The following is an 11,884-nucleotide window of genomic DNA, read 5'->3' as shown; positions in this document are numbered from 1 at the left end:
CAGGCGAGCCAGTGATCTTCCTCGTGCGCGCCTGTGCGTGAAAAATGAGCGCGCGTTATGTCACGGAGGATTTACGGACGCAACGGGCCGCGGCGGTTAAGGCCAAAGCCGCAAGCATCCGGGCACCGAGCAAGCCTCGCATCCCGGTGCTCCCACCCCGGACCCGAACGGGTTCGCAAGCGCAACCGCGCGCCCGCAGCGAAGCGAGGATCGACTGAGCGGAGCGAGGGAGACCAGGAAAAACCGAACCGGCACGGTTCGAAAGCGCGACCGCGCGCCCGCAGCGAAGCGAGGATCGACTGAGCGGATGAAGGAGACCAGGAAAAATGGTGCGGCTGGAGGGACTCGAACCCCCACTCTGTTAGGAACGTGGACCTAAACCACGCGCGTCTACCAGTTCCGCCACAGCCGCAACGCTCGGCGGTTTTAGCCTTCGCGGCGCGATTTATAAACTGCGATTATGCAGCGCCCTTGCCGCGTCAGCTATCGCCCCTCGCCCTACGACTCCGTGTCCAGCCAGGCGCGCGCCTCCTCCACCTCGTAGAAGAAGCGCAACTGGTTCCAGCCGGCTTCCGCCGACAGGCGCGCGACCACGCCAAAATCTCGCAGTTCCGGACGGATCACCAGCGCAATGCACGTGCCGGTGATCGGCTCGGCCAGTTCGCGCGTGAAGGCGATCCAGTCGTCCAGCTCGTAGTTGAACTCGCCCAGGCGCGCATCGAGCAGCAGCTTGTTGGTGTCGTAGCTCTCGAAGGCGGCGAACAGCCGGACCCAGTCGGCTTTCGCCTTTTCCACATCCCTCGGCCCGCTCACAATGGCGACAAGCGCATCGAGCGAATCGTCATAATCGATCGCCATGCCGCCTTTGGTCTCAGAACCCATGCTCAGCCCCCTGTCAAAATGCGGTGTCCGGACACGCCCGCGCGCTGTAGCCTGCATGGCCGGTGCCCGGTCCGCCGGCACGACCACCCAAACGGGAGATGCGCGCCAACTCAACCTCGAATTTGCACCCGGTGACTCTCAATCGTGGCAGTTAGATGACAACGATCGACAACACAGACCGCACGCCCTTCGACTGGGAGGCCCGCTTCCGGCAGAATGACACGCCGTGGGAGCGCGGCGCGCTTCATCCCGCCTTCCACGACTGGGCGAAAGCCGGCCTGTTTAAGCCCGGCCTGCGCGTCTTCATTCCCGGATGCGGACGCGCGCCGGAACCCGAAGCCTTCGCGCGGCTCGGCCTGGAGGTCACGGGTCTCGATGTCAGCGAGAGCGCCATCGCCTGGCAGAGACAGCGATTCGCCGAAGCCGGGCTCGAGGGCCGCTTCCTGGTGGAGGACGCCCTCGCCTGGCGGCCGCACACGCCCTTCGACCTCTATTACGAGCAGACCTTCCTGTGCGCGATTTCCCCGCGACAGCGCGAAACCTACGAACAGGCCGCCTTCGAGCAGCTTCGCCCCGGCGGCCTGTTGCTGGCGCTGTTCATGCAGAAGGCCGAGCGCGGCGGCCCGCCCTATGGCTGCAGCCTGGAGGCCATGACCGCCCTGTTTCCCGCCACGCGCTGGATCTGGCCGCAGGCCGAACCCGTCGCCTGGCCCCACCCCAGCCTCGGCGGCAAGGCGGAACTCGCCGCCGTGCTGGAACGGCGCGCCCAGGCCGGCGAAAGCTAGAAGTCTACTCGGCCGAGGCCGGCTTCGGCGCGACCGGGCGCTGCTTGCCGTTATCGGCCGTCAGCGGCGCGAATCTCAGCGTGTAGATCACGCCGAGCACCGCCATCAGCCCGTTGGCCGCGCCGATGCCGGCAATCACGCCGGTCGAGCCGTACACGCTGCCGATCACCCAGCTTAAAGGCGCCAGCAGCACGAAGCCGCGAATGGCGTTGAGCGAGATACCCTGCAGCGGCCGGCCCAGCCCGTTAAACCCGGCGCTCGCCACCATCGCGATGCCATAGCCCATCACGGTGAAGGGCACGATTCTCCAGTAGAGCTCGGCCACCGCGCGGCCTTCCGCCGAGGGCAGGAACAGCCCGGCCAGCATCCCGCCGAACGCGAACAGAAGCACGGCCATGGCCAGCCCCCACCCGGCGCAGAACAGGAAGGACTTGAAGAAGGCCTCGCGCACGCGGTCCGTCATCCCGGCGCCGCCATTCTGGCCCGCAATCGGACCGATGCAGGCCGACATCGCAAAGAAGGGAATGATCGCAAACGCCTCCACGCGCATCGCGACGCCCAGGCCGCCCACCGCGCCCTCGCCGAAGCGGGCCATGGACGCAAAGGCGATGCTCATCGCGATCGGGCTGATCATGTTCGATCCCGAGGCCGGGATGCCCACGCGGGCAATCTCGCGCCAGTTCCACAACAGCTCGTTCCAGCCCGGCCAGGACAGGTCCATGATCTTCTCGCGGAAGATCAGGATCGCCATCGCGATCACGAACACGACCATGTTGGAGATCAGCGTCGCGGCCGCCGCGCCCTGCACGCCGAGCGCCGGCACCGGCCCCCAGCCGAAAATCATCAGCGGGTCGAGCGCCATGTTCAAGATTGCCGCCAGCACCATGATGACCGAGGGCACGATCGCATCGCCCAGCGCGCGCAGGATATTGCTCGCGATCATCGGCCCGACGATGAAGACGATGCCGGCAAACCAGATCTGCATGAAATCGCGCACATGCGGCATCATCGCGTCGGTCGCGCCCATCAGGGTGAAGAGCGGATCGATGATCGTGATCCCGACCGCGGAGGTCACGATCACGAGCGCAAAGCTCAGCACCACCGAATCGGTCGCCAGCCGCCGCGTACGGTCATGACTGCCCCGCCCGGCCGCACGCGCCACGACCGAGGCCGCCCCGGCGCCGAGCCCGATGGCGATGCTCATCACCGCCATGTTGACCGGGAACACGAACTGCACCGCCGCCTGCTGCGCCGTGCCCAGCTGGCCGACCCAGTAGGCGTCCACCACGCCCACCGCCATCATCGCCACGATGCCGAGGCACATCGGAATGACCATGCGGGCCATGTGCGCGAACACATCGCCCTGGGTCAGGTCTCGCGATTTGCGGGTAGCGGCCATGAGACGACTCTTCGCTGGGATGGCAGGACGCCCCTACATAGGCCCCCACCCGGCCCGCCGCCATCGCCGCGACGGCAAAAAACATTTTCGTGAGAGCGCCGCCAACCCCTCTTTCCCAGCGAATGCTGGGACCCAGAAGATCGAAGCGCACCGCACGCCCTCCCCGGGTCCCGCCCCGCGTCAGGAAAGAGGGTGTTGTCTCTCCAGACCCAGCCAACCCCAAACCCTGTCATCCCGGCCGAGTGAAACGAGCGCCGGGACCGCATGAAGTAGGCCCGCCCGTCACCAAACCCTGTCATCCCGGCCGAGTGAAACGAGAGCCGGGACCTCGCAAGGGATGTAAGCTCGTACCCGTCACCAACCCGAGGCCCCGGATCGGCCTTTGGCCGTCCGGGGTGACACTATCCCGCTGGTTTTTCTACTAAACATCCACCACCCCTCTTTCCCAGCGAAAGCTGGGACCCAGAAGATCGAAGGGCACCGAGCGCCCTCCCCGGCGCCCGCTCCGCATCAGGAAACAGAAAAAACCTCCTCACCCCCACCCGTCGTCATCCCGGACCCGATCCGGGATCCAGAGAGCGTGGAACAGAGCCACACGAGGACGGCGCTCCACCCTCTCCCGGCCCCGCCTTGCGGCAAAAGCGAAACAGAGCCGGATCGAGCGAGCGCAGCCCGGAGCCTCGAAAGATCGGATGACGGCGGGACCTCCGGCAAATCAATGCGCCTCGTGGTGTCCAGAGTGGGTCTGTGTGCCAGTTCTTTTGTCCCGTTCTTCCCGCTTACTGCCGTTCAATCGAGCACTGGTCGTTCTCGTAAAGATTGAAGGCCTTGCCTACTAACAGCTGAGGGGCGAGTATTAATTCGAGAACGGCAAACCTGGAACCAAGAGACCGCAGAAATACATTATCGCTGAACGCATTCAGCTAACGGGGTGGGCTAAGGGTGTCGGAACATTTGGAGGGACCTGGGTCTCTCTTCGTGCATGGAAGTCCGGTAAGTCATGAAAATATCTAAAATTGAAATAAAAAACTTTCGCAGCATTTCGCACATGGAAATCATCACAGGAGAATATATTTCTCTTATAGGACCCAATAACCATGGGAAATCGAATGTCCTTGGCGCGCTTGAGTTTGCATTGAGTACATCCTCCAAACCGGATCAAGACGATTTTTTTCGATGCGGAGATTCCGCCGAAACTAAAATGTGGGTTGAATTAACGTTTTATGGCCTCACGGATCAGGAGCAAAATACATTCAAAAGATACATATTAGATGGAGATATTATACGAATTCGGAAAAAAGCTGAAATCACTGAAGGTCAATTAAGTATTTCATACAACGGGTGGGCTCAGCAGCCGGAGGATGACTGGTTACGGGTCGAGAACGTAGGCGATTACACGATGCGCGAAAACGCCGAAGCAACTCCATTGGCAGGACGGCTGCCAAAAATGGGAAGAATTTCAAAAGCAGATGTCGAGCGCGCACAGGAACAATATATTTCAGAAAACCGGGATCGGATTTCTTTCCAAACCAAACTAGAAGCTAGCCCACTACTGGGACAAAGAAATGTCGGAGGCGGCGTGCTTCCAGAGTTTTTCCTGATCCCTGCAGTGCGCGACCTTACAGAAGAGGTAAAAATTAAGACCTCTACCAACTTTGGGCGCTTGATGAATCTGGCATTGCGAGAGATGGCAGGTCGCGATCAGCGATTTATCGAGGCTAAAACTCGACTCAATGAGGTAGTAGCTGCTTTCAATCAGCGTCAAGACACTGGAGAACCCAAAAACGAACTGGCTCAACTTGAATCGGATATTGAGCAAGAATTGAATGCATGGGGAGTTAAGGTTAATATAGAAATTCAACCTCCCGAAATAGAAAAATTATTTGAACTCGGAACGGACATCCACATTGACGATGGTGTGAAGACGAAAGCGGAAAAAAAAGGCCACGGCCTTCAAAGAGCGATGATCTTCTCGCTTTTGAAATCTTGGTCGGCTGCCCTCAGGAAACAGCGCGCGGAGCAGCATGCTGAGCGTGTCACTTCTCGGCAGCAATCAGAAACGGTAATTTTTGCGATGGAAGAGCCAGAATTGTTCTTGCATCCGCATGCTCAAAGGCGATTGGCGCGCTCCCTGCGCGATATTGCGTCGACTGCAGATCATCAGGTGATAACCTGCACGCACTCAACTCACTTCATCGAACTATCTAGTTATCGCGACATAGCAATAATAAGCAGAACCAACCCGCAAATAGGAAGTGAGATTCGCCAATGCAATGAGGAATTATTCCCCAGCAATGAAAATCGAGACAAAAAAGATCGATTTCATATGGCGCACTGGATAAATCCGGACAGAGGAGAGCTTTTCTTTGCAAGAAAAGTAATATTCGTTGAAGGGGAGACAGAAAAGGTTGTTTTGCCTTTCATTGCAGAAAAGCTTGGTCTGGATTGGGAGGAATGCTCAGTCATAGACTGCGGATCGAAATACAATATTCCCCTGTACATTAAAATTTCAAATGCATTTAAAATTCCTTATGTCGTTATTCATGATGAAGACCCATTACCTCAGCCGATACCCGACGATTGGGATCAGGACAAGGTACGAGCCAAAACGCGTACATTTGAGCTCAATCAGGAAATAAGAACTCAGGTTGACTCAAGTATTGGGGCGGTCGCGTCTTTCTCACCAGACTTCGAAGGTGCGGCGCGCGTGTCTCGCTCTCAAGGCCACGCCAAGGGGAAAGCACTTGCAGCGCTTGAGCACTTAGAACGCCTTCAGGTCGAAGCACTTCCTGACCGTTTGGTGGAAGTAGCTCGGATCGCCTTTTCGTAAATAGGAAGTCCACATATTTTGATTAGATGATTTATTTGAAATTTATCTATAGCCCCCGGACTTGATCCGCGGCCCAGAGAGCGTGGAGCGCCGCCCCCCTACTCCCGGTGCGTCAGATCGAAGCTCGCCATCCCGGCCAGATTGACCAGGTCGGACACGTTCGAGCCGAGCCGTGCGATCTGGACGGAGCGTTCCAGGCCGACCAGCAGGCCTTCGATCACCGTGGCGCCGCCGGCCGCTTTGAGCAGGCGGGTGGAGATCGAGGCGGAGTGGACGGCCGGCATGACCAGCACGTTGGCGGCATCGGACAGGCGGCTGAACGGGTAGACCTCGCGGTGATCGGGATTGAGCGCGATATCGACCGCCATCTCGCCTTCGTACTCGAAGTCGGCGGCGCGCGCGTCGAGCAGCTGGACGGCGTGTTTCACCGTCTCGGTGCGCACCCCGGGCGGGTTGCCGAAGGTGGAGTAGGAGGTGAAGGCGACGCGCGGGTTCAGCCCGAGCTTGCGGGCGGCCTTGGCTGCGCCCTCGGCAATGTCGGCGAGCGCGGCGGAGTCGGGAAACTCGGTCACATTGGTATCGGCGATGACCAGCGTGCGTCCGCGCGCAATGGCGATCGACATGCCCATCAGGCGCGCGCCGGGCGCCTCGTCCAGCACGATGCGCACATCGGACAGCGTGTTCATGAAGTGGCGCGTCACGCCGGTGACCATGCCGTCCGCATCGTCGAAGCGCAGCATGCAGGCTGAAAACACGTTGCGGTCATTGTTGACCAGGCGCTGCACGTCCCGGCGCAGATAGCCCGAGCGCTGCATGCGCTTGTAGAGAAAGTCGACATATTCCGGATTGCGGTCGGACAGGCGCGCATTCCAGATCTCCAGATCGTTTTCCGGCAGGCCCAGCTCGCGCATGTTGGCGCGCGCCACGTCCTCGCGCGCGACCAGGACCGCGGTGCCCAGCCCCTGGTTCTGGAAGGCATGGGCGGCGCGGATCACGCTCGGCTCCTCGCCCTCGGCAAACACGATGCGTTTGGGTTCCGACTGGATGGTGGCGGTCACGCGCTGTTGCAGCGCGGCGGTGGGGTCGAGGCGCCGGGCGAGCTCGCGCCGGTAGGTATGGGTATCCTCGATGGGCTTGCGCGCCACCCCGCTATCGACCGCGGCCTTGGCCACATAGGGCGGCACGAACGAGATCAGGCGCGGATCGAAGGGCGACGGGATGATGTAGTCGCGCCCGAAGCGCAGCTGACCGCCGCTGGCGCGCGCGGTGGACACCTCGTCGGGCACGTCCTGGCGCGCCAGGTCGGCGATGGCGCGCGCGGCGGCGAGCTTCATTTCCTCGTTGATCTCGCGGGCGCGCACATCCAGCGCGCCGCGGAAGATGTAAGGAAAGCCCAGCACGTTGTTGACCTGGTTGGGAAAATCGGACCGGCCGGTGGCGATGATGGCGTCGGAACGCACCTCGCGGATCTTGTCCGGCATGATTTCCGGGGTCGGGTTGGCCATCGCGAAGATGATCGGGTCGGCGGCCATGGACTTGACCATGTTCTGCGACACGATCCCGCCCGCCGACAGGCCCATCAGCACGTCGGCATCCACCAGCGCCTCGTCCAGCGTGCGCAGCGTCGTTTCGCGCGCATGCTTCCTCAGGCGCGGGTGCAGGTCGGTACGTCCGGTGTGAACCACGCCCTCGACATCGACCACCGTCACGTTCTCGTCGCGCACGCCCAGCGACTTGACCAGCTCGAGCACCGAAAGCCCGGCCGCGCCCGCGCCGAGCAGGACCAGCCTGACGTCTTCGAACTTGCGGTCCGTCAGATGCAGCGCGTTCATCAACCCGGCCGCGGCAATGATCGCGGTGCCGTGCTGGTCGTCGTGGAAGACCGGGATGTCGAGCGCCTCGCGCAGGCGTTCCTCGATCTCGAAGCATTCCGGGCTCTTGATGTCTTCCAGATTGATGCCGCCGAACGTGTCGCCGAAACCCTTCACGCAATCGACGAACTTGTCCGGGTCGGTATAGGTGATCTCCAGGTCGAAGGCGTCGATGTCGGCAAAGCGCTTGAACAGGACCGCCTTGCCTTCCATCACCGGCTTGGACGCCGCGGCGCCCAGATTGCCGAGCCCCAGGATCGCCGTGCCGTTCGAGACGACGGCGACCATGTTGCCCTTCGAGGTGTAGTCGTAGACCGCGTCCGGGTTCTCCGCGATCGCGCGCACCGGGGCCGCGACCCCCGGGGAGTAGGCGAGCGCGAGGTCGCGCTGGGTCGCCATCGGCTTTGTGGGGAGAAGGGCGATCTTGCCCGCCGGATAAGCCTCGTGCAGCGCCAGCGCATCCTCGTCGGTCTGGGAAAGATTGCGCGTTTCGTCGCTGGAACGGTCAGACATGTCGCGGGTTCGCCTCTCAACGGTCGGGGTAATGTCGATGAATGGCCGGGAACATGCCGTGCCGCATGGCTTTAGCCAAGCCTAATGGTCTGCTGGCGGCGCCGTGCAGGGCGTCAGTCTCGACATGGCCGCTTCGCGTGCACGCTGGCGGCGCAGGGCTTCCAGCGCGCCCGGCAGGCGCGTCAGCAGCTCTGCCGCCGTCTCGCCCGCGCCCATTCTGCGCCCCGCATCGCCGTGAATCCACACCGCCGCGCTGGCCGCGTCGAAGGCGCTCGCGCCCTGTGCCAGCAGGGCTCCCGCCAGGCCGGCCAGCGCATCTCCCGTGCCGGCCGTGGCAAGCCTCGCGCTCGCATGCACATTGACCCGGACCTCTCCGTCCGGTGAGCCGATCACCGTGTCGGGCCCCTTCAGGACGACCACCGCCCCGCTGCGGGCCGCCGCCTCGTGCACCGCTTCGATCCTGTTCTCGCAGTTCTCGCGCAGGTCTTTGAAAATCCTGTCGAATTCCCCGGCGTGCGGGGTCAGCACACAGCGCGCGTGCAAGGCCTCGAACAGCGTCTCCGGGTCGTCCTTGAAGACGGTCAGCGCATCGGCATCCAGCACCAGCGCCATCTCGCGGCCCAGGGCTGACAGCACACGCTCGCGCAGGGTCTCGCCGAGCCCGGCGCCCGGGCCCATCACCGCGCAATCGGCCTTCGCCTCCTCCAGCGCCTCGGCAAAGCTGCCATCGCGCGAAAGTGCTTTAGTTACAACGGCCAGGCTTGCGGTCGAGGCTTCCATGAGCGCCGAGGGCGGACACAGAAGCGTGACGAATCCCGCACCTCCGGCCAGGCCCGCCTGCGCCACGATCCGCGCCGCGCCCGTCGCCCCGGCCGGACCGCTCAGCACGCACAACCGGCCGCGCGAGTGCTTGTGCGCCTCCGCCTCGATCTCCAGGCCCGGCACCGTCCAGAGACCCGGCCCGTTCACCTGCGCGCAATGGCCCGCCTCGCCGTGCCAGCCTTCGGGAATACCGATATTGATCAACACCTTGTCGCCGCATTGCCCGGCGGCCGGCTGCAACAGATGGGCCGGCTTGTAGCGGTGGAAGGTCACGGTCAGGTCAGCGAGGAAGCTCGGCCCGTCGGCCCTGGCGCGGTCACCCTGCACGCCGCTGGGCACATCGACTGCCACGGTGACGCAGGAACGCTCACGGCTGGCCTTAGCCAGCCTTGCCGGCTCCCCCTCCAGCGGGCGCGACAGGCCCGCACCGAACAGGGCATCGACAATCAGCGCGCCCTCCTCCGGCACGGCCGCATCCAGCCGCGAGACGGGTCCTTCCCATTGCGAGGCGGCCCAGCCGGCATCGCCGGTCAGGTCCTCGATCGCCTTGAAACTGAACACCTCGACGGGCCAACCTGCCTGACGCAGGTGGCGCGCGGCGACAAAACCGTCGCCGCCATTGTTTCCCGGGCCGCAGAGGACCAGTGTCGGACGGGCCGCGTAGCGCGCCATGATCGCCTGCGCCACGCCGCGCCCGGCGCGCTCCATGAGCGTCGTGCCCGCCACCCCTGAGTCGGCAGCGAACGCATCGGCCTGCCCCATCTGCCGGGTCCTCAGAATTGCGTGATCGAACATTCGAAGCCGCCTCCTTGCTCGCTTCTTGTGCAACACTGCCCAACGATGATGCAAACGATTGTCTTTGCCGGGCTGGGGCGCGGCTTCGTATTGTGCAACGTCTGCGAAGCTCTAGCGTTTCGACCCAAGCGGAGGCGTCTCATGAAAAAAATCGAAGCGATCATCAAACCGTTCAAGCTGGATGACGTGAAGGAAGCGCTTCAAGACATCGGCCTGCAAGGCATGACCGTCGTTGAAGCCAAAGGGTTTGGCCGTCAGAAAGGCCATACCGAACTCTATCGCGGCGCCGAATATGTCGTTGATTTCCTTCCCAAGATAAAGATTGAACTGATCGTCGCCGACTCCCGGGTCGAAGCGGCGGTCGAAGCGATTCAGACAGCCGCACAGACCGGCCGGATCGGCGACGGGAAGATTTTCGTCATGCCCGTCGAGAACGCCATCCGCATCCGGACCGGAGAAACCGGCGAAGAGGCGATCTAGTCGCCCTGCCGTGCGCCGCACACGCCCGAAACCACTTTAACGAATCGAGGATCCCATGTCCGACGACATTATGAAGAAGATGAAGGATGAGAACATCCAGTACGTTGACCTGCGCTTCACCGACCCGCGCGGGAAGATGCAGCATGTCACGTTCGATGCTTCGATGGTCGACGAGGACTTTTTCGAAGACGGCCAGATGTTTGACGGGTCTTCGATCAATGGCTGGAAGGCGATCAACGAGTCCGACATGATCCTCATGCCGGACACATCCACCGTGCGGATGGACCCGTTCTTCCAGCAGAGCACGCTGTTCATGTTCTGCGACATTCTCGAGCCCTCGACCGGCGACCCGTATAATCGCGACCCGCGCACCACGGCCAAGAAGGCGGAAAAATTCATCTCGACCATCGGCGTCGGAGACCGGGCCTATTTCGGACCGGAAGCAGAATTCTTTGTCTTTGACGACGTGCGCTGGACGACGGGCGCCGAACAGACCGGCTATGCGATTGATTCCGAAGAGGGTCCCTGGAACACCGGTGCGATCTTCGAAGGCGGCAATATGGGCCACCGCCCGGGCCACAAGGGCGGCTACTTCCCGGTGCCCCCGGTCGATTCGGGCCAGGACATGCGCTCTGAAATGCTGGCGGTTATGACCGAGCTGGGCCTCAAGCCTGAAAAGCACCACCACGAGGTCGCCCCGGCCCAGCATGAGCTCGGTACACGGTTCGCCACCCTGGTGGAGATGGCCGACAACCTTCAGCTCTACAAATATGTCGTCCAGATGGTCGCGGCGGCTTATGGCAAGAGCGCCACCTTCATGCCCAAACCCATGTACAAGGACAACGGCTCGGGCATGCACGTGCACCAGTCGATCTGGGACGGCGACACGCCGGTGTTCGCGGGCGATAAATATGCAGGTCTTTCAGACACCTGCCTCTATTATATCGGCGGCATCATCAAGCACGCGCGTGCCATCAACGCCTTCGCAAACTCGACCACCAACTCCTACAAGCGTCTTGTTCCCGGCTACGAGGCTCCGGTCCTGCTCGCCTATTCGGCCCGCAACCGCTCGGCGTCGATCCGGATCCCGCACGTCGCCTCGCCCAAGGCCAAGCGTCTCGAAGCGCGCTTCCCGGATCCGGCTGGCAACCCCTACCTCACCTTCACCGCGCTGCTTATGGCCGGTCTCGACGGCATCGAGAACCAGATCCACCCGGGCGATCCAATGGACAAGGACCTCTACGACCTGCCTGCCGAAGAGCTGAAGGATATTCCGACGGTGGCTCGCACCCTGCGCGGCGCCCTGGAATCGCTCGATCAGGACCGCGCCTTCCTGAAGAAGGGCAACGTCATGGACGACGACCAGATCGACGCCTACATCGACCTGAAAATGGAAGAAGTCGAACGCTTCGAAATCCACCCGCACCCGGTCGAGTTCGACATGTATTACAAGTGCTAGGCTCACCGGGTCACTGAATGCGAAGCGGCCGCCCTTCATGGGCGGCCG

Annotated in this window: 8 protein-coding genes and 1 tRNA gene; 4 read left to right on the top strand and 5 right to left on the bottom strand. The window is 62.2% G+C overall.

Going from position 1 to position 11,884, the window contains the following annotated elements; all coding sequences use genetic code 11:
* Positions 1–327 precede the first annotated feature (327 nt).
* Together E5162_RS03820 and E5162_RS03815 are read right to left on the bottom strand one after the other, a co-directional pair.
* Positions 328–412: transfer RNA gene (locus E5162_RS03820), tRNA-Leu, on the bottom strand.
* 86 nt (positions 413–498) lie between these two features.
* Positions 499–882 (bottom strand): hypothetical protein, encoded by a 384-nt coding sequence (locus tag E5162_RS03815; RefSeq protein WP_135943610.1) that lies wholly within the window; start codon positions 880–882, stop codon positions 499–501.
* A gap of 155 nt (positions 883–1,037) precedes the next feature.
* Between E5162_RS03815 and E5162_RS03810 the strand changes: the two genes are divergently transcribed.
* Entirely contained in the window at positions 1,038–1,667 is a 630-nt protein-coding gene (locus E5162_RS03810; RefSeq protein ID WP_135943609.1) for a methyltransferase domain-containing protein, read from the top strand.
* Positions 1,668–1,671: 4 nt separating this feature from the next.
* On the opposite strand, the gene E5162_RS03805 is transcribed toward E5162_RS03810, so the two are convergent.
* The gene (locus tag E5162_RS03805) at positions 1,672–3,066 is read right to left on the bottom strand and encodes an MATE family efflux transporter (protein ID WP_135943608.1); all 1,395 of its coding nucleotides are present in this window, start codon (positions 3,064–3,066) and stop codon (positions 1,672–1,674) included.
* Positions 3,067–4,066: 1,000 nt separating this feature from the next.
* On the opposite strand from E5162_RS03805, the gene E5162_RS03800 reads away from it, so the two are divergent.
* On the top strand, positions 4,067–5,896 hold the full coding sequence (locus E5162_RS03800) for an ATP-dependent nuclease (RefSeq protein WP_135943607.1): 1,830 nt from the start codon (positions 4,067–4,069) through the stop codon (positions 5,894–5,896).
* A 98-nt stretch (positions 5,897–5,994) separates the two neighbouring features.
* On the opposite strand, the gene E5162_RS03795 is transcribed toward E5162_RS03800, so the two are convergent.
* Together E5162_RS03795 and E5162_RS03790 are read right to left on the bottom strand one after the other, a co-directional pair.
* Complete coding sequence (locus E5162_RS03795) at positions 5,995–8,280, bottom strand: NADP-dependent malic enzyme (protein ID WP_135943606.1); 2,286 nt, start codon at positions 8,278–8,280, stop codon at positions 5,995–5,997.
* Between the two features lie 81 nt (positions 8,281–8,361).
* Positions 8,362–9,897: an NAD(P)H-hydrate dehydratase gene (locus E5162_RS03790; RefSeq protein WP_135943605.1), complete on the bottom strand. Its 1,536-nt coding sequence runs from the start codon at positions 9,895–9,897 to the stop codon at positions 8,362–8,364.
* Between the two features lie 141 nt (positions 9,898–10,038).
* Here E5162_RS03790 and E5162_RS03785 point away from each other — a divergent pair, with 141 nt between their 5' ends.
* Positions 10,039–10,377: a P-II family nitrogen regulator gene (locus tag E5162_RS03785; RefSeq protein WP_135943604.1), complete on the top strand. Its 339-nt coding sequence runs from the start codon at positions 10,039–10,041 to the stop codon at positions 10,375–10,377.
* Positions 10,378–10,432: 55 nt separating this feature from the next.
* Positions 10,433–11,836 (top strand): type I glutamate--ammonia ligase, encoded by a 1,404-nt coding sequence (gene glnA / locus E5162_RS03780; RefSeq protein WP_135943603.1) that lies wholly within the window; start codon positions 10,433–10,435, stop codon positions 11,834–11,836.
* The last annotated feature ends 48 nt before the right edge of the window (positions 11,837–11,884 follow it).

The organism is Marinicauda pacifica (assembly GCF_004793635.1).
Classification (GTDB): Bacteria; Pseudomonadota; Alphaproteobacteria; order Caulobacterales; family Maricaulaceae; genus Marinicauda; species Marinicauda pacifica.
Note: the sequence above shows the minus strand (reverse complement) of the source record. Positions and strands in the feature narration are given on the sequence as shown.